Origin of the sequence: Streptomyces venezuelae ATCC 10712 (assembly GCF_008639165.1) — a bacterium.
Taxonomy (GTDB): Bacteria; Actinomycetota; Actinomycetes; order Streptomycetales; family Streptomycetaceae; genus Streptomyces; species Streptomyces venezuelae.
Window position 1 is genome coordinate 896,553 of the sequence record NZ_CP029197.1, and the last position, 17,489, is coordinate 914,041.

General features: G+C 72.9%; 13 protein-coding genes. 8 read left to right on the plus strand and 5 right to left on the minus strand.

Translation table 11 applies throughout. From position 1 onward, the window contains the following. Positions 1-2 precede the first annotated feature (2 nt). Together DEJ43_RS03770 and DEJ43_RS03775 are read right to left on the minus strand one after the other, a co-directional pair. The gene (locus DEJ43_RS03770; protein WP_015031983.1) at positions 3-980 is read right to left on the minus strand and encodes an iron-siderophore ABC transporter substrate-binding protein; all 978 of its coding nucleotides are present in this window, start codon (positions 978-980) and stop codon (positions 3-5) included. Further along, positions 977-1,837 carry an ABC transporter ATP-binding protein gene (locus DEJ43_RS03775; protein ID WP_015031984.1) on the minus strand — a complete coding sequence of 287 codons (861 nt, stop codon included), beginning with the start codon at positions 1,835-1,837 and terminating at the stop codon, positions 977-979. Before DEJ43_RS03775 ends, DEJ43_RS03770 begins: the two co-directional genes overlap by 4 nt. A gap of 518 nt (positions 1,838-2,355) precedes the next feature. Here DEJ43_RS03775 and DEJ43_RS03780 point away from each other — a divergent pair. From DEJ43_RS03780 to DEJ43_RS03800, 5 genes are read left to right on the plus strand one after another with little or no spacing between them, the layout of a single operon-like run. Next, the gene (locus DEJ43_RS03780; RefSeq protein ID WP_015031985.1) at positions 2,356-3,216 is read left to right on the plus strand and encodes an ABC transporter permease; all 861 of its coding nucleotides are present in this window, start codon (positions 2,356-2,358) and stop codon (positions 3,214-3,216) included. Next, positions 3,189-3,920 carry an ABC transporter ATP-binding protein gene (locus tag DEJ43_RS03785; protein ID WP_041662061.1) on the plus strand — a complete coding sequence of 244 codons (732 nt, stop codon included), beginning with the start codon at positions 3,189-3,191 and terminating at the stop codon, positions 3,918-3,920. Before DEJ43_RS03780 ends, DEJ43_RS03785 begins: the two co-directional genes overlap by 28 nt. Before the next feature lie 3 nt (positions 3,921-3,923). Then, entirely contained in the window at positions 3,924-4,991 is a 1,068-nt protein-coding gene (locus tag DEJ43_RS03790) for an ABC transporter substrate-binding protein (protein ID WP_071891128.1), read from the plus strand. Then, positions 4,988-6,199, plus strand: a complete 1,212-nt coding sequence (locus tag DEJ43_RS03795; RefSeq protein ID WP_015031988.1) for an LLM class flavin-dependent oxidoreductase — start codon at positions 4,988-4,990, stop codon at positions 6,197-6,199. The genes DEJ43_RS03790 and DEJ43_RS03795 overlap by 4 nt, the downstream gene beginning before the upstream one ends. 56 nt (positions 6,200-6,255) lie before the next feature. Next, on the plus strand, positions 6,256-7,386 hold the full coding sequence (locus tag DEJ43_RS03800) for an NAD(P)-binding domain-containing protein (protein ID WP_078508599.1): 1,131 nt from the start codon (positions 6,256-6,258) through the stop codon (positions 7,384-7,386). A 6-nt stretch (positions 7,387-7,392) separates the two neighbouring features. Here DEJ43_RS03800 and mltG read toward each other — a convergent pair whose 3' ends face one another. Together mltG and DEJ43_RS03810 are read right to left on the minus strand one after the other, a co-directional pair. Next, a complete protein-coding gene (gene mltG / locus DEJ43_RS03805) occupies positions 7,393-8,250 on the minus strand; it encodes an endolytic transglycosylase MltG (RefSeq protein WP_071891131.1) in 858 nt (285 codons plus the stop codon). A gap of 305 nt (positions 8,251-8,555) precedes the next feature. Then, positions 8,556-10,415 carry an ABC transporter ATP-binding protein gene (locus DEJ43_RS03810; RefSeq protein ID WP_015031991.1) on the minus strand — a complete coding sequence of 620 codons (1,860 nt, stop codon included), beginning with the start codon at positions 10,413-10,415 and terminating at the stop codon, positions 8,556-8,558. A 90-nt stretch (positions 10,416-10,505) separates the two neighbouring features. On the opposite strand from DEJ43_RS03810, the gene DEJ43_RS03815 reads away from it, so the two are divergent. From DEJ43_RS03815 to DEJ43_RS03825, 3 genes are all read left to right on the plus strand, one after another. After that, on the plus strand, positions 10,506-10,994 hold the full coding sequence (locus tag DEJ43_RS03815; RefSeq protein ID WP_015031992.1) for a MarR family winged helix-turn-helix transcriptional regulator: 489 nt from the start codon (positions 10,506-10,508) through the stop codon (positions 10,992-10,994). Between the two features lie 40 nt (positions 10,995-11,034). Beyond that, complete coding sequence (locus DEJ43_RS03820; RefSeq protein WP_015031993.1) at positions 11,035-13,959, plus strand: FAD-binding and (Fe-S)-binding domain-containing protein; 2,925 nt, start codon at positions 11,035-11,037, stop codon at positions 13,957-13,959. 232 nt (positions 13,960-14,191) lie between these two features. After that, positions 14,192-15,607, plus strand: coding sequence for a Gfo/Idh/MocA family protein (locus DEJ43_RS03825; protein WP_015031994.1), 1,416 nt, complete (start codon positions 14,192-14,194; stop codon positions 15,605-15,607). Positions 15,608-15,659: 52 nt separating this feature from the next. On the opposite strand, the gene DEJ43_RS03830 is transcribed toward DEJ43_RS03825, so the two are convergent. After that, the gene (locus DEJ43_RS03830) at positions 15,660-17,276 is read right to left on the minus strand and encodes a peptide-N4-asparagine amidase (protein WP_041662065.1); all 1,617 of its coding nucleotides are present in this window, start codon (positions 17,274-17,276) and stop codon (positions 15,660-15,662) included. Between the last annotated feature and the right edge of the window lie 213 nt (positions 17,277-17,489).

Below are 17,489 nucleotides of genomic sequence, written 5' to 3' on the forward strand. Positions count from 1 at the left end.
TGCTACTTCGTCAGGGCGGCGACGACGGAGTCGACGTACTTGCTCATGGAGCCGGGGCCGCCGAACATCCAGACGCCGTCGGGCAGTCGGTGGACGTCGCCCTTCTTGACGAACGGCAGGGAGGTCCACACCTTGTCCTTGGCGAGGACGCCGGCGAACGGGTTGCTGGAGGCGTCGCCGTCGTTGCCGATGTAGGCGAACTGGACGTCACCGAGCTTGGTGAGGCCTTCGACGTCGGTGGCGCCGAGGCCGTAGGCGGGGTCGCCCTTGACGGTCCAGGCGTTCTTCAGGCCGAGCTTCTCGTTGACCGCGCCGATCAGCGAACCGCTGGTGTAGGGGCGGATCGAGACCTGGTTGGAGACGACGTAGCCGTCGGCGAAGGCGTACTTCGCACCGGCGAGCTTCGCGTCGGCGAGCGCCTTGGCGCCTTCCGCCAGCTTGGCCTCGAACTGCTTCTTGAGCGCGGCGGCCTTGTCCGTGGTGCCGGTGGCCTTGGCGATCAGGTCGAGGTTCTGCGTCATCCGGCCGATCGGGTCGGCGGCGTCGGCGGCCTTCACCTCGAGCACCGGGGCGATCTTGCGCAGCTGCTTGACGGCGGCCGGCGGCAGGTCGGAGGTGGCGAGGATGAGGTCGGGCTTGAGGGCCGCGACGGTGTCCATGCTCGGCTCGCCGCGGGTGCCGATGTCCTTGGGCTCGTTCTTCAGCGGAACGGCCGTGTCCCAGGTCTTGTAGCCCTTGACGTCGGAGACGCCCACCGGGTCGACACCGAGCTCGATGAGGTGCTCGACGACGTTCCACTCGGTGCCGACGACCTTCTTGGCGGGGCCGTCGAGCTCGACCTTGGTGCCCGTGGCATCGGTGAGGGTGATGCGCTCGGTGCTCTTCTTCGCGTCGTCGGCGGCGGGCTCGGTGGTGCCGCAGGCGGTGAGGGCGAGGGCGGCGGTGGTGGCGGCCGCCGTGGTGAGGAGGAGGCGTCTCATGAGGTGGTGCTGAGCCTTTCGCTTCGCGAGTGGTGCCGGCCCATCGCACGGGTGCGCAGCCGGCCGGTGAGGGGATCGGTGTCGACCTCGATGCGGATGCCGTACGTGTCGGTCAGCCGCTCCGGTGTGAGGACGTCGGAGGGGCTGCCGTCGGCGACGACGCGTCCCGTGTCGAGCAGGACGATCCGGTCGGCGACGGCGGCCGCCTGGTCGAGGTCGTGGAGGACGGCGCCGACGGCGATGCCGTGGTCGTCCGCCAGGTCACGCATGAGGTCGAGGAGTTCGACCTGGTAGCGCAGGTCGAGGTAGGTGGTCGGTTCGTCGAGCAGCAGTACGCCCGTCTGCTGCGCGAGGCAGCCGGCCAGCCAGACGCGCTGGAGCTGGCCGCCGGAGAGGTGCTCGGCGCCGCGTCCCGCGAGTTCGGTGACGCCGGTGAGGGCGAGCGCGCGGTCGACGGCGGCCGGCCCTTCCGGGTCTGCCTTGCCCCAGCGGCCCCGGTAGGGGTAGCGGCCGAATTCGACCAGGTCCCGAACGGTCAGGCCGCTGGGGGTGGGGCGTCCCTGGGTGAGCAGGGCGACGTGGCGCGAGAACTCACGGGGGCTCAGCGCGAGGCAGTCGGTGGCGCCGTCGAGGACGAGCGTGGCGGTACGCGGCTGCTGGAGCCGTGCGAGGGTGCGCAGCAGCGTCGACTTGCCGCTGCCGTTCGGTCCGACCAGGACGGTCACTTCGCCGGGGCGCAGTGTCATGGCGGCGTCGTGGACGACGTCGACGCCTTCGTACGCCACGGTGACGCCCGTGGCCGAGAGTTCATGACCGGGGGGACGGAGAGTCGCGGCGGTCTCTTCACCTGCTTGCACGCCGCAGAGGTTAGCCTAACCTTACCGAGCAGCGAAAGTGGGGGGTCCGATCGGGAGGCAAGACGGAATCCGGCCAAGGTCACGTCCATGCCTTCTTCTTGCGCTCCCCGCACCTCCCTCCCGCCGCGCGCGCCCGTCCACGCTCCGAGACGCCGTTGACCTGTCACGCGGCCACCGCTACCTTCGCGGCCATGTTGCGTACAGCCCTGCTCACCACGCGCGGTCACATCGACCTGCTGCGGGTGGCCTCCGCCGCGTGTCGCCGCGGCCGCTGACGCCCCCTCATCCTCCCGAGGCGCTCGCGCCTCGCTGAGGCACCTCCGCCTCCTCGGCGCACCCCCGCCTCCTCCGGGCTCTTCGCCTCCCTGACGCCGTGCGTCCGCATCCACGGGCGCCTGCCGTCGGCGTACCCCTTCCCACGCTCCGACCGCCGTGCACCCGGACCCGCCCCCGCGCCGCCGACGGTCCACGACGCGTACCCGCCCGCCCTCCCCGTCCCGCATCCCCGGAGTTCCGCCATGACCGTCGACCACGCCCCACCCCACTCCCCGCCCGACATATCGCCTTTGCCGGATGTCGAGGCGCTCACCCCCGATCGGGGCGCCGGCCGCGGCCTCACCGTTCCCCGCTGGCTGCGCCGCACCGTGGGCCCCGTCCTCCTCCTCGCCCTCTGGCAGACCCTCAGCGCGACGGGAGTCCTGCCGGCCGATGCCCTGGCCTCGCCGGGGACGATCGCCCGGGCCGGCGCGGAGCTGATCGGGGACGGGACCCTGCCCACCGCCATGGGCGTCTCCCTGCGGCGCGTCGCGGCCGGACTGCTCATCGGCGGGGTCGTCGGGATCGCGCTCGCCCTGCTCTCGGGACTCTCCCGGCTCGGCGAGGACCTCGTGGACGCCCCGGTGCAGATGCTGCGCACCGTGCCCTGGGTCGGCCTGATCCCGCTCCTCATCATCTGGCTGGGCATCGGCGAGGCGCCCAAGGTGGCCCTCATCGCGCTCGGCGTCGCCTTCCACCTCTATCTGAACGTGTACGCCGGAATCCGCGGCGTCGACGCCCAACTCGTGGAAGCGGGGCGGTCCCTGGGGCTCGGGCGTCGGGGTCTCGTCCGGCACGTCGTGCTGCCCGGCGCGCTCCCCGGCGCCATGACCGGACTGCGCTACTCCCTCGCCACGGCGTGGCTGGCGCTGGTCTTCGGCGAGTCCATCAACGCCGACGCCGGCATCGGCTTCCTCATGAACCAGGCGCGGGAGTTCTTCCGCACCGACGTGATCGTCGTCTGCCTGGTCGTGTACGCCTTCCTCGGCCTGCTCGCCGACGCCCTCGTCCGCACTCTCGAAAGGCTGCTGCTGCAATGGCGACCGACCTTCACCGGGCAGTGACCGTCCGCGGTCTCACCCGCTCCTTCGACGGGCGTCCGGTCGTCGACGGACTCGATCTGACCCTGGCCGCAGGGCAGTTCACCGCCCTGCTCGGCCACAGCGGCTGCGGCAAGTCCACCCTCCTGCGGGTCCTCGCCGGTCTCGACCGGGAGATCTCCGGCACGGTCCTCGTCCCGCGCCGCCGGGCCGTCGCCTTCCAGGCGCCCCGGCTCATGCCGTGGAAGCGGGTCTGGCGCAACGTCCTGCTCGGACTGCCGGGGAAGCCCGGCCGGGCGGTGGCGGAGCGGGCCCTTGAGGAGGTCGGTCTCAGCCACCGGTCGGGCGCCTGGCCTAAGACCCTCTCCGGCGGCGAGGCCCAACGCGCCTCCCTCGCCCGGGCCTTGGTACGGGACCCGGACCTGCTGCTGCTCGACGAGCCGTTCGGCGCGCTGGACGCGCTGACCCGGATCAAGGCCCAGCGCCTGGTGGCCGAGTTGTGGCGGCGGCGTGGGTGCACCGTCCTGCTCGTCACCCACGACGTCGACGAGGCGCTGCTGCTCGCGGACCGGGTGCTCGTGATGCGGGACGGCGTCATCGCGTACGACACGGCGGTCGACCTCGATCGGCCCCGCTCCCCCGGCGATCCCGCGCTCGCCGCGCTCCGTACCCGCCTGCTCGCCGAACTGGGCGTCGCCGAAGGCGAGTTCGCCGAGAAGGCGGCCTGAATCATGCGCCCCCACCTGCTCCGAGGAGACCTCTCCGTGAAACGCCTCCGGCTGTCCGCCGCCGCCCTGCTGCTCCCGCTCGCGCTCCTCGCCTCGGCCTGCTCCGGCGTCTCCGCCGCCGGCCAGGCGTCGAACACCGACGGCAAGGGCTCCCTGGTCCTGAACGTCGGCGACCAGAAGGGCGGCGCCGAGGCCCTGCTGCGGGCCGCCGGTGAACTGGACGACCTTCCGTACCGGATCGCCTGGTCGACGTTCACCTCCGGTCCGCCGCTGCTCGAAGCGGTCAACGCCAAGGCCGTCGACATCGGTTCCGTCGGCAACACCCCGCCCGTCTTCGCCGCGGCCGCCGGATCGAAGATCACCGTCGTCTCGGCGACCCACGGCGACTCCGCCGGGGAGGCCATCCTCGTCGCCCCGGACTCGCCGGTGCGGACCGTGGGCGACCTGAAGGGGCGGAAGGTCGCCGTCGCCCAGGGGAGCTCCGCCCACTTCCAGCTGGTCGCCTCGCTCGCGAAGGCCGGCCTGAAGCCGGCCGACGTCCGGGTGACCCTGCTCCAGCCGGCGGACGCCCTGGCCGCGTTCACCAGCGGCAAGGTGGACGCCTGGGCGGCCTGGGACCCGTACACCTCCCAGGTCCTGCTGAGCGGCAAGGGCCGCGTCCTCACCGACGGACGCGGGCTCGTCAACGGCCTCGGCTTCCAGGTCGCCTCCCCTTCGGCGCTCGCCGACCCGGCGAAGGCGAAGGCCGTCGGCGACTTCGTCGAGCGGCTCCGGCGCGCCCAGGGCTGGGTGTTCGACCACCCCGAGGAGTGGGCGAAGGTCTGGGCGAAGGAGACCGGACTGCCGTACGAGGTGGCGCTCGCCGCCGTGAAGCGCAGCAACGGCACCCGCATCCCGGTCGCCCTCGACGACGCGGCCGTCGCCTCCGAGCAGAAGATCGCCGACACCTTCGCCGCCCTGGGGCTCGTCCCCCGCACCATCCGCTTCGCCGACTTCGTCGACACCCGCTTCAACAAGGACCTGCCGCCGTCGACCACTCCGGCGCGCAGCTACGGAAAGGCCTCCTCATGACCGTCCATCTGCACTGGTTCCTGCCGACCGGCGGCGACGGCCGGACCCTCGTCGACCGGCACGCCTACACGGACGGCGGGATCACCCGCGACCGGGCCGTGTCCGGGGTGCGCGCGCCCGACATCGACTATCTGACGCAGATCGCCAAGGCGGCCGAACAGCTGGGCTTCGAAGCCGTGCTGACCCCGACCGGGACCTGGTGCGAGGACGCCTGGCTGACGACGGTCGCGCTCGCCCAGCACACCGAGCGGCTCAAGTTCCTGGTGGCGTTCCGGCCGGGGGTGATCTCCCCGGTGCTCGCGGCGCAGATGGCGTCCACGTACCAGCGGATCACCCGGGGCCGTCTCCTCCTCAACGTCGTGACCGGGGGCGATTCGGCCGAGCAGCGCCGCTTCGGCGACCACCTGGACCACGACCTGCGGTACGCGCGCACGTCCGAGTTCCTGTCGGTGGTGCGCGGGGTGTGGGGCGGCCGCCCGTTCGACCACGAGGGCGAGCACTTCCGGATCGAGGGCGGGCTCACGGCGCTGCCGCCGGACCCGCTGCCCGAGATCTTCTTCGGCGGCTCGTCGGCGGCGGCCGGGCCGGTGGCGGCGGAGCACGCGGACGTCTATCTGACCTGGGGCGAGCCGCCCTGGCAGGTGAAGGAGAAGATCGACTGGATCCGGGGGCTCGCGGAGGAGCGCGGCAGGACCGTCCGCTTCGGCGTCCGGCTGCACACGATCTCCCGCGACTCGGCGCGCGAGGCCTGGGCGACGGCCGACCGGCTGCTGTCCGATCTCGACGCCGAGACGGTCGCCGCCGCGCAGCGCGTGCTGGGCCGCAGCGAGTCGGTCGGCCAGCAGCGGATGCTGGCGCTGCACCGGGGCGGTTCGCTGGGCCGCGACGAGCTGGAGATCGCGCCGAACCTGTGGGCGGGGGTGGGCCTGGTCCGGGGTGGTGCGGGCACCGCGCTGGTCGGCAGTCACGCGGAGGTCGCCGACCGGATCGAGGAGTACCACGACCTGGGCGTGGAGCACTTCGTGCTCTCCGGCTACCCGCACCTGGAGGAGGCGTACTGGTTCGGCGAGGGCGTCCGCCCGGAGCTGGCGGCGCGTGGTCTGCTGCCGGATTCCGTGCCCTCGCCGCTGCTCGGCGTCCCGGCGGCGAACGGCCGTCCGGCCTCCGCGCCCGGCGGTGCGCCGCTGCTTGTGGCGGGCGGACGGTAGGCCGCCGCTGGCGGGGGTGCGGGAAGATCCGCGCCCCCGCCTCGGTTGGTAGAACCGTGAACGATTACGGGGTCGAAGAGGTCGGGTCCGGGGCGCGCGGCGGCTCGGTGGACGTGGTGGTCATCGGGGCCGGGCAGGCCGGGCTCTCGGCCGCCTTTCACCTGCGCCGGGCCGGGCTTGAGCCCGACCGGGACTTCGTGGTGCTCGATCACGCCCCGCGGCCCGGCGGCGCCTGGCAGTTCCGGTGGCCCTCGCTGACGTACGGCAAGGTCCACGGGATGCACGCGCTGCCCGGGATGGAGCTGACCGGCGCCGACCCCGCGCGTCCCTCGTCGGAGGTGATCGGCGGCTACTTCGACAGCTACGAGCAGACCTTCGACCTGCGGGTCCACCGGCCCGTCGACGTCACCGCCGTGCGCGAGGGCGAGGGCGGGCGGCTGCTCGTCGAGACCTCGGAGGGCGACTACGCCACCCGCGCCCTCGTCAACGCCACCGGCACCTGGGACCGGCCGTTCTGGCCGCGCTACCCGGGCCAGGAGACCTTCCGGGGCCGTCAGCTGCACACCGCCGGATACCCGGGGCCCGCCGGGTTCGCCGGGAAGCGGGTGCTCGTGGTCGGCGGCGGGGCCTCCGGCACGCAGCACCTCATGGAGATCGCGGACGTCGCCGCCGAGACGTTCTGGGTGACCCGCCGCGAACCGGTCTTCCGTGAAGGCCCCTTCGGGGAGATGGAGGGCCGGGCCGCGGTCGCCCTCGTGGAGGAGCGGGTACGGCGGGGGCTGCCGCCGCAGAGCGTCGTCTCCGTCACCGGGCTCCCCCTCAACGACGCCATCCGCGCGGCCCGCGCGCGGGGTGTCCTGGACCGCCTGCCGATGTTCGACCGGATCACCCCGACGGGTGTGGCCTGGGACGACGGCCGGTCCGTCGACGTCGACGTGATCCTGTGGGCGACCGGCTTCCGGGCGGCGATCGACCACCTGGCCCCGCTGCGGCTGCGCGAGCCGGGCGGCGGCATCCGCGTCGAGGGGACGCGGGCCGTACGGGACGAGCGCGTCCACCTCGTCGGCTACGGGCCCTCGGCCTCGACGATCGGCGCCAACCGGGCCGGGCGGGCGGCCGTCTCCGACATCCGGCGCCTGCTGCGTCACGGACCGGCCGCGGCACCGGCGGCCGTCGTCACGGTGTGACGGGGGTCAGCTCTTCGCCGCGCTGCGGTTCGCGTTGAACTCGGCGACATTCTGCTGGTGGGCCGCGTAGTCCGCGGTGAAGCGGGTGTCGCCCGGGGCGACCGTGACGAAGTAGAGCCAGTCGCCGTCCGCGGGGCGGATCACCGCGTCCAGGGCCTCGTCCCCCGGGTTGCCGATCGGCGTCGGCGGCAGGCCCTTGCGTTCGTAGGTGTTGTACGGGCTCGCCGTCCGCGTGTCCTCGTACGAGGTGTCCACGGTGCTGCGGCCGAGCGCGTAGTTGAGGGTGGAGTCCATCTGGAGGGCCATGCCCCGGGCGAGCCGGTTGTGGACGACCCGGGCGACCTTCGCCATGTCCTCGGGGTTGTCGGCCTCGGCCTGGACGATGCTGGCCGCGGTCACCGTCTCGTAGACGCTCATGCCGTGCGCCCGTGCCCCTTCGGCGATCCGCGCGGCGCCGAAGCGCTTTCCCGCGGTGTCGACCATGAAGCGCAGGAGTGCGTCCGGCGTGGTGGCGTCGAGCACGGGATACGTCGCCGGGAAGAGGTACCCCTCCGGGTTGCCCCCGGCGGCGGCGGGCAGCGGGAGGGCGGTGCCGGGTGCCGTCGCGGCCTTGCGCGCGGTGCCCTCGGGAAGGCCGAGCATCCGGTCGACGGCCGTGTAGACCTGGCCGGCGCGCCAGCCCTCGGGGACGAGGAGCATGCGGGGCTTCTCGGCGGCCGGTTCGCCGCGGGTCAGGAGGAGCGGGACGGCGATGGCGACGGCCACGGCGAGGGCGGCTCCGACGAGGAGCGCCAGGCGGCCGCGCCGGGTGAGCCGGGGGCGGCGGCGCGGGGGTGCGTACGGTGACGGCGGCCGGTACGTCATGGCCGCACGCTAACCCGCCGGGTCCGTGAATCCGGGGAGCCCGCGCACACGGCGGCGCCGCCGGTCCCCTGGGACGGGGAACCGGCGGCGCCGGGCACTGCGATCGTCAGACGAGCCAGCCCAGGAAGTGGACGACGCCGGCGAGCAGGTTGGTGATGACGTTCATGGTGGTGCTTCTCCTCGTACAGGTACATCAGTGGGACTGATGCTTCAGTGGGACCGCGCGGTCACGGTCTGCAGCCCTTCGATCGCGCACCGCAATCTTCCGACGCCGCACGGGAGTTGAGCAACGATTCCGGGAACGATCACACGTTCTGGGGAACAACCGCTCCCACGTTCGCCTGTTCGGTGGCGGACGCGGCGGTCCGCGCGTCCCGCCGGACCAGGGCCGCGTACCGCCCGTCCCGGGCGAGCAGTTCCTCATGCGTCCCGCGCTCGGCGATCCGGCCCGCCTCCAGGACGACGATCTGGTCGGCGTCGCGGACGGTGGAGAGCCGGTGGGCGATGGTGATGGTGGTGCGGCCGGCCGACAGCGCGTCGATGGCCTGCTGCACGGCGTGCTCCGTACGGGTGTCGAGGGCGCTCGTCGCCTCGTCGAGGATCAGCACCGGCGGGTCCCGCAGGATGGTCCGGGCGATGGCCAGGCGCTGCTTCTCGCCGCCCGAGAAGCGGTAGCCGCGCTCGCCGACCAGGGTGTCGTACCCCTCGGGGAGCGAGGCGATGTGCTCGTGGATCTGGGCGGCGCGGGCGGCGGCCTCGATCTCCTCGTCGGTGGCGTCCGGCTTGGCGAAGCGGAGGTTGTCGGCGACGGAGGCGTGGAAGAGGTAGGTCTCCTGGGAGACCACCCCGACCGCCCGGGCGAGGGTGTCGAAGTCCAGGTCGCGCACGTCGACCCCGTCGAGGGTGACGCGGCCGCCGGTGACGTCGTACAGCCGGGGCACGAGGTAGCTGAGGGTGGACTTGCCGGAGCCGGTGGGGCCGACGACGGCCAGGCTGCCCCCGGCGGGGACGGTCAGGTCGACGGCGTCCAGGGTCGGGCGGCCGGTGCCCTGGGGGTCGTACCGGAACTCGACCTTCTCGAAGGCGACCTCGCCGCGGATCACCGGCAGCCGGACCGGCTCGTCGGGCTCGGTGATGTCGACCGGCAGGTCGAGGTACTCGAAGATGCGCTGGAAGAGCGCGAGGGAGGTCTGCATCTGCACCCCGGTGGAGAGCAGGCTGACGGCGGGCCGGAAGAGGCCCTGCTGGAGCGAGACGAAGGCGACGAGGGTGCCGAGCGAGATCGCGGCCCCGCCGGCGCCGAGGGCGATGCCGGCGGCCCAGTAGATGAGCGCGGGCATGGCGGCCATGACGATGCCGATGGTGGACATCCGCCACCGTCCGGCCATGGAGGAGCGCACTTCGAGGTCGACGAGGCGCTCGGACTCCTCGGCGAAGGACTTGGTCAGCGAGTCGGCGCGGCCCATGGTGCGGCCGAGCAGGATGCCGCTGACCGAGAGGGACTCGGTGACGGTGGCGGCCATGGCGGCCATCTGCTTCTGCCGCTGGGTGGTGATCCGCTTGCGCTCGTTGCCCACGCGGCGGCTGATCCAGACGAAGACCGGCAGCAGGAGCAGCGAGACGAGGGTGAGCCGCCATTCGAGGGCGAGCATCGCGGCGACGGTCGCGACGACGGCGGTGAGGTTGGAGACGAGGGAGGTGGCCGTGGAGGTGACCGTCGCCTGCATGCCGCCGATGTCGTTGGCGATGCGGGACTGGACCTCGCCGGTCCGGGTGCGGGTGAAGAACGCCAGGGGCATCCGCTGGAGCTGCTCGTAGACCCCGGTGCGCAGGTCGTGCATGACGCGCTGGCCGACGGTGGTGGAGATCAGGGTCTGGAGCACGCCGAAGACGCTGGTCAGCACGGCGGTGGCGATCATACCGAGGGCGAGCAGGCTGAGCAGCACGGTGCGGCCCTGGGGGATCGCGGTGTCCAGGATCTCCTTGAGCAGGAACGGCGAGGCGACCGTGACGAGCGAGGCGGCGCCGACCAGGAGGCCGACGAGCAGCAGGCGGGCACGGTAGGGGCGGAAGAGCCGCAGGATGCGCCGCAGCTGCGCGGGCTCCTTCGGCTGGCGGGGATCGCGCGGCGGGGGCGTCCAGTCGGACTGGTCGTGGGGGCGCATGGGCTCCTTCGAGGGTTCGGCTATGTCGATGAGAGCTTAGCTCATTGTTACCTATACTCACAATGAACAAGATCCTGATATTGTTCCCGCATGAGCACCTCCGCCGTCCCGACCGGACCCGGCCGTTCGGGGGAACCCGACACCGAGGGCGCCGACGGCCTCCTCGCCGAGCAGCTGCTGCGCCTCACCCGGCGCCTGCACCGCATCCAGAAGCGCCACCTGGAGCCGGTCGGCATCACCCCCGCCCAGTCACGGCTGCTGCGCACGGTCGCGTACTTCGGGGAGCCGCCCCGGATGGCGGACCTGGCCGCCCGGCTGGAGGTCGTACCGCGCGCGGTCACCAGTCTCGTCGACGGCCTCGAAGCCGTCGACCGGGTGCGCAGGGTGCCCGATCCGCACAACCGGCGGGTGGTGCGGATCGAGCTCACCGACGCGGGCCGCGCCACGCTGCGGGAGCTGCGCAGCGCGCGCCGGGCGGCCGCAGAGGACATCCTTGCCCCATTGACCGCCGCACAGCGCGAGGAACTCGGAGGTCTGCTGACCGCCCTGGTCGACCCCGGCCCGGAGGCCGGCTGCTGACCTCCCCGGGCCCGCGTCCACGCCGAAGGGGAGCCGCGACATGCCGCTGTTCGAGCCGAACCCGCAGGCCCTCCGTCCCGGTACGAAGCGGACTCCGGCGCCGGACCGCGTGCCGGAGCTCCAGGCGCGGGGCACGTCGAGGCGGCTGCGCGAGGAGCTCACCGAGCTGCTGGGCCCCGGGAAGGTCCTCTCCACGATCTCCGACCTCGTCCGGTACGCCTCGGACGCCAGCCCGTACCGCTTCGTCCCGCAGGTCGTGGTGGTCGCCGAGGACATCGACGACATCTCCACGGTCCTGTCGTACGCGCACGGCAAGGGCCGCGAGGTGGTCTTCCGGGCCGCCGGGACCAGCCTCAACGGGCAGGCCCAGGGCGAGGACATCCTGGTCGACGTCCGCCGCCACTGGGCGGGCGTCGAGGTCCTGGACGGCGGCACGCGCGCGAGGATCCGCCCCGGCACCACCGTCGTACGGGCCAACGCCGCGCTCGCCCCGTACGGGCGGGTCCTGGGGCCCGATCCGGCCAGCGCCATCGCCTGCACGATCGGCGGGGTCGTCGCCAACAACGCCTCGGGGATGACGGCCGGGACGACGAGGAACTCGTACCGGACCGTCTCCTCGCTCACCTTCGTGCTGCCGAGCGGGACCGTGGTCGACACGGCCGACCCGGCGGCCGACGAGGAGCTGGCGCACGCCGAGCCCAGGCTGTGCGCGGAGCTGATGCGGCTCAAGGCGGAGATCGAGGCGGACCGCGAGCTGACCGAGCGGATCCGCGCCAAGTACGCCATCAAGAACACCAACGGCTACCGGCTCGACGCGTTCCTCGACGGCGACACCCCGGTGCGCATCCTGCGCGGTCTCATGGTCGGCTCCGAGGGCACCTTCGGCTTCATCTCGGAGGTCGTCTTCGACACCCTGCCGCTGGACCGCGAGGTCTCCTCCGCCCTGCTGTTCTTCCCCTCCCTGCCGGCGGCGGCGGAGGCCGTGCCCCGGTTCAACGACGCCGGGGCGCTGGCCGTCGAGCTGATGGACGGCAACACCCTGCGGGCCTCGGTGAACGTGGCGGGCGTCCCCGCGGACTGGGCGGAGCTGCCCAAGGAGACGGCGGCGCTGCTGGTCGAGTTCCGGGCCCCCGACGCGGAGGCACGCGCGGCGTACGAGCGGGCGGCGCGGGAGGTGCTCGACGGGCTCGACCTGGTGGCCCCGGTGCCCTCCGTGGAGAACGCGTTCACCACGGACCCGGGGCGGATCGCCGGCTACTGGAAGGCCCGCAAGGCCTTCGTCACGGCGGTCGGCGGCTCGCGCCCCTCCGGTACGACCCTGATCACCGAGGACTTCGCGGTGCCCCCGGCCCGGCTCGCGGAGGCCTGCGAGGCGCTGCTCGACCTCCAGTCCCGGCACGGCTTCGACGCGGCCGTGGCCGGTCACGCCGCCCACGGCAACCTCCACTTCCTGCTCGCCTTCGACGCGGGCGACCCCGCCGACGTCGAGCGGTACGCGGCCTTCATGGCCGAGTTCTGCAAGCTGACCGTGGAGCGGTTCGACGGCTCGCTGAAGGCGGAGCACGCCACCGGCCGGAACATCGCGCCCTTCCTGGAGCTGGAGTGGGGGACCAAGGCGACCGACCTGATGTGGCGGGTCAAGGAGGCCGTCGACCCCGACGGGGTGCTCGCCCCGCGGATCGTCCTCGACCGCGACCCGTACGCCCATCTGCGCGGCCTGAAGACGATCCCGACGGTGGAGCGGATCGCCGACCCCTGCATCGAGTGCGGCTTCTGCGAACCGACCTGCCCCAGCCAGGACCTGACGACCACTCCGCGCCAGCGGATCGTGCTGCGCCGGGAGATGATGCGGCAGAACGACGGCTCCGCGGTCGAGACCCGGCTCCTGGAGTCGTACGGCTACGACGCCGTGGACACCTGCGCCGGTGACTCCACCTGCAAGCTGGCCTGCCCGGTGGGGATCGACACGGGCGCGCTGATGAAGGAGTTCCGGCACGAGCGGCACACCCCCGGCCAGGAGCGGGTCGCCGCCCTGGCCGCGAAGAACTTCCGGGCGGCGGAGGCCTCGGCGCGGCTCGCGGTCGCCGCGGCGGACCGGATCGGCGACCGGGTCCTGGAGTCCGTGACGGGCCTGGCCCGCCGTGCGGTCAGCACCGACCTCGTGCCGGAGTGGCTGCCGGAGATTCCGGGCGCGGCGGCGCGGCGGCTGCCGCGCACCCACCGCCCGGCGGCGGTCGCCGTCTACTACCCGGCCTGTGTGAACCGGATCTTCGGCGGTCCGGACGGCGGGCGGGGCCCCTCGCTGCCCGAGGCCGTGGTCGCGGTCTCGGCGCGGGCGGGCAAGCCGGTGTGGATCCCGGACGACGTGGCCGGAACGTGCTGCGCGACGATCTGGCACTCCAAGGGGTACGAGCGCGGGAACGAGGTGATGGCGAACCGGATCGTGGAGGCCGCCTGGGGATGGACCGCGGGCGGGACGCTGCCGCTGGTCGTGGACGCCTCCTCGTGCACGCTCGGCATCGCGCACGAGGTCGTGCCGTATCTGACCGAGGACAACCGGGCGCTGCACGCGGAGCTGACCGTCCTCGACTCGCTGGTGTGGGCGGCGGACGAGCTGCTCCCCCGGCTGGACGTGCGCCGCCGGGTCGGCTCCGCGGTGGTCCATCCGACCTGCTCGATGCGGCACCTGGGCGACGAGGAGAAGCTGACGGAGCTCGCGCGGGCCTGCGCGGACGAGGTCGTCGTTCCCGTCGACGCGGGCTGCTGCGCCTTCGCGGGCGACCGGGGGATGCTGCACCCGGAGCTGACCGCGTCGGCGACCGCCCGTGAGGCGGCCGAGGTGACGGCCCGTCCGTTCGACGCGCACTTCTCGGCCAATCGGATGTGCGAGATCGGCATGGACCGGGCCACGGGCCGCGGCTACGGCTCGGTGCTCCTCGCGCTGGAGCGGGCGACCCGCCCCTGACCGCCTGTCGGCGCACGCTTTTCTGACGGCCCCTCACCCCGGGTGGTGAGGGGCTTTCGTACGTTCGGGTGACGGTCGTCGCCCGGCACGGCTCCGCGCGAGATCCGGAACAGTAAAGTCCAACCACCCGTCGCGAGAGTCCTATCGGCGCCCTTGCGCACCATCGGCCACCGGGGCCAGGGTCCTGTGCGGGATTCATGAAACAGCCGTGCACACAGCTCCGGGAGGTTCCATGAACGAGCAGTCACCGCACACCCCGAGCCGCCGCAAGGTCCTCAGGACCACCGCCGCGGCCGCCGGGACGGGCCTCGGCATCGGCGCCCTCGGCAGCGTGACCGCCGAGGCCGCCGCCGCGGCCCCGGCCGAGGCGCCGTCCACGGCCGCGGCGGCCCCGCGGCGCAAGGGGGCCACCATGGCCGGGGTCCCCTTCGCCGGCCGGTCCACCGTCCGGGTCGGGCTCATCGGCCTCGGCAACCGCGGCGGCAGCATGATCGGCCTGTACCTCGCCCTGCCCTGGGTCCGGGTGGTCGCCGTCTGCGATCCGGTGCGGGAGAAGGCCGAGCGGGCCGCGGCGAAGGTGGTGGCCGCCGGACAGCCCGCCCCCGCCGTCTACACCCACGGCGAGGACGACTACGAGAACCTCTGCGCCCGCTCCGACGTCGACTTCGTGCACGTGGCCACGCCCTGGGACAGCCACTTCCCGATCGCCCGCGCCGCCATGCTGGCCGGCAAGCACGTCGGCGTGGAGTGTCCGGTCGCCATGCGGCTCGACGAGCTGTGGGAGCTGGTCGACCTCTCGGAGCAGACCCGCCGCCACTGCATGCAGCTGGAGAACTGCTGTTACGGCCGGAACGAGATGCGGGTGCTGCGGATGGCGCACGCGGGCAAGTTCGGCCGGCTGCTGCACGGAGCGGGGGCGTACAACCACGACCTGCGCGCGCTGATGTTCTCCCCGACGTACTACGAGGGCCCCTGGCGCCGGCGGTGGCACACGCAGCTGCGGGGCGACCTCTATCCCAACCACGGCTTCGGGCCGGTCGCCAACTACATGGACGTCAATCGGGGCGACCGGGCGGTCAGCATCAGCAGTTTCGGCACCCCGGCGCTCGGTCTCGCCGAGTACCGCGAGGAGCACATGCCGCCCGGCGACCCGAGCTGGAAGGAGTCGTACATCGGCAGCGACCGGACGATCAGCCTGGTCCAGACGGCCAAGGGCCGGGTGATCCGGCTGGAGCACGACGTGTCCACCCCGCACCCGTACAGCAGGATCAACAGCCTGGGCGGGACGCGCGGGGTCTTCGAGGACTATCCGGAGCGGATCTACCTGGAGCCGGACCACAAGGACGACCGGTGGGGCGACTTCGCGGCGTACGCCGGCGAGTTCGACCACTGGCTCTGGAAGGAGCACGCCAATCCGCCGGGCGGGCACGGCGGCATGGACTACATCATGGTGTACCGCCTGATGCAGTGCATGCAGCTCGGGCTGCCGCCGGACTTCGACGTGTACGACGCCGCCACCTGGACGGCGCCGGTGCCGCTCAGCCACGCCTCGATCAAGGCGAACGGCGCTCCGCAGGAGATCCCCGACTTCACCCGCGGCGAGTGGCGCAAGGCCCGCTCGGGCGTGGACTCGGTGAAGCCCGCCTGAGCCGGCGGGACGGTGCCCGGCCCTCGCGTAAGGGGGCCGGGCACCCTCGTGTTCAGCAGCGCCGCAGGTCCCCGGTCAGCGTGCCCTGGACGGTCGTCAGGGTCCGGTCGTAGCAGCCTTCGGAGCCGTACAGCCGGTAGCGCTCGGTGGTGGTGCCGACCGCGTGCCGCTGGTCGCGCGGGACTCCGGAGGTGTACGTGGCGTCCCCGGTGTACGTGTCGTCCAGCCGCGACCAGGAGCGGAGCCGGCCGTCGCGCAGGACGCCGGTGTCGGCGCGGTCCCCGAGGGTGAGCACCGTCCGCAGCCGGTCGCCCGCGCCGACGGTCGTCTCGCCGTCCATGGTGTACGTGCGGTCGGCGCGGGTGACGGTCCGGCCGCTGGTCACGGTCTCCCGGTCGGTCCAGCGCGCGGTGAAGGCGTCCGGGTTCTCGCCCTCGCCCCAGCGGTGGACCGAAGTGTGGCCGACGGACCGGTCGACGGTGGTGGTGATCCGGCCGTGCGAGGTGTTCAGGTGTCCGGTGACGGTGAGCCGGTGCGCGGCGTCGGTGTCGAGGCGGTGGAGGGAGCCGCCGGTGCCGGGGGTGTGGACGGAGGAGTTGCGCGGGGCGGTCTCCTCGTGGCGGTCGAGTCCGCCGGTCACGACCCGGCTGCCCGCGTCCTGCCAGAGCAGCACGTTGGTCGGGGTGGACCAGCCGGTCTGTCCGGCGGGCACCCCGGCGACGGTGACCTCGACGCGGTGGGCGCGGCCGTCGTTGAGGAGGGCGGCGAAGGGGGTGAGGTCGTAGACGATCGGCTGGACGTCGAAGGCGCGCGGGCCGGGGGTGACGTACCAGAGGAAGGGGTTGGACCAGCCGCCGGTCCAGACGGTCGGGAAGGGGGCGGCGATGCCCGCGAGGCGTCCGTCGACGGAGACCCGGACCTCCCGGTGGGGGCCGTCGGTGGCCCGGCAGGAGTAGGGGGCGGCGTCGGGGACGGAGAGGTACCAGTACTCCTCGCAGCCGCCGCCGGATCCGGTGGCGTACACCTCGGCGAGGAGGCGTTCGGTGTTGCGCGGGGTGGTGAGGGTGGAGCCGGCCAGCGGGATCACCCGGTCGGGCGTACCGGCGGCGGGTTTCACCCGGCCCCGGGCGGTGTGGAAGGTCAGGGTGACGCGGACGTCCAGGACGCCGGTGTACGTCTCGTTCACGACATTGCCGATGAGCATCTCGACGGGCCCGGGACGGCTGAGGGTGTCGCGGTACCGGGTGACGTCCTTCTCGACCGACCAGGTGATGCCGTCGGGCGAGGGCTGTGGCGTGGAGGTGCGGAGGATCTCCACGCCGCCGACGGAGAGATGGCCGAGGCGGTCGTACTGGCGGCCCTTCACGCTGCCTTCGAGGCGCAGGACGACCTTGTTCCAGGAGGTGCCGCACTCCTTCGGCGGGGTGTAAGTGCCCTGGTAGGGCGTGAAGTCGCGGAACTGGGCGGCGGCGAGGGTCACCGTGCAGCTGCGGGTGCCGGGGGTCTCGACGGGCGGGGCGGCGGTGACCGGGTCGTGCCAGTCGCTGGTGAACTCGGCCGGCGGCGTGGGGCCGTTCGGGCCGTCGGCGGCGGCCGGGTGGGCGGTGAGGAGCGCGCCCGCGGCGAGCACCAGTCCGCTGAGCATGCTCATGATCTTGAGTGATCTCATGGGGCGAGAGTGAACCGCGCCGCGTTCCGTGCGGTCCAGAGGACGATGAGCGGACATGGCGCGATCTGTTCCCCCGGCTGGAAAATCGATTGCCGCCCCCTGGGGGAAAAAGCGAACCTTGCACGGTTTCCCCCAGCCGCCGCACACCCTGTCGCACCCCCGGCCGCCGCACACCCCCGGCGCGCGATTCCCCCGGACACGACGCTTTCCCCC

Excerpts from the sequence above, each read along its gene's own strand:
- mltG (WP_071891131.1), bottom strand. The coding sequence starts at position 8,250 with ATGACGTACCGGCCGCCGTCACCGTACGCACCCCCGCGCCGCCGCCCC.
- DEJ43_RS03790 (WP_071891128.1), top strand. The coding sequence starts at position 3,924 with ATGCGCCCCCACCTGCTCCGAGGAGACCTCTCCGTGAAACGCCTCCGG.
- DEJ43_RS03830 (WP_041662065.1), bottom strand. The coding sequence starts at position 17,276 with ATGAGATCACTCAAGATCATGAGCATGCTCAGCGGACTGGTGCTCGCC.
- DEJ43_RS03770 (WP_015031983.1), bottom strand. The coding sequence starts at position 980 with ATGAGACGCCTCCTCCTCACCACGGCGGCCGCCACCACCGCCGCCCTC.
- DEJ43_RS03825 (WP_015031994.1), top strand. The coding sequence starts at position 14,192 with ATGAACGAGCAGTCACCGCACACCCCGAGCCGCCGCAAGGTCCTCAGG.
- DEJ43_RS03810 (WP_015031991.1), bottom strand. The coding sequence starts at position 10,415 with ATGCGCCCCCACGACCAGTCCGACTGGACGCCCCCGCCGCGCGATCCC.
- DEJ43_RS03780 (WP_015031985.1), top strand. The coding sequence starts at position 2,356 with ATGACCGTCGACCACGCCCCACCCCACTCCCCGCCCGACATATCGCCT.
- DEJ43_RS03815 (WP_015031992.1), top strand. The coding sequence starts at position 10,506 with ATGAGCACCTCCGCCGTCCCGACCGGACCCGGCCGTTCGGGGGAACCC.
- DEJ43_RS03785 (WP_041662061.1), top strand. The coding sequence starts at position 3,189 with ATGGCGACCGACCTTCACCGGGCAGTGACCGTCCGCGGTCTCACCCGC.
- DEJ43_RS03795 (WP_015031988.1), top strand. The coding sequence starts at position 4,988 with ATGACCGTCCATCTGCACTGGTTCCTGCCGACCGGCGGCGACGGCCGG.
- DEJ43_RS03820 (WP_015031993.1), top strand. The coding sequence starts at position 11,035 with ATGCCGCTGTTCGAGCCGAACCCGCAGGCCCTCCGTCCCGGTACGAAG.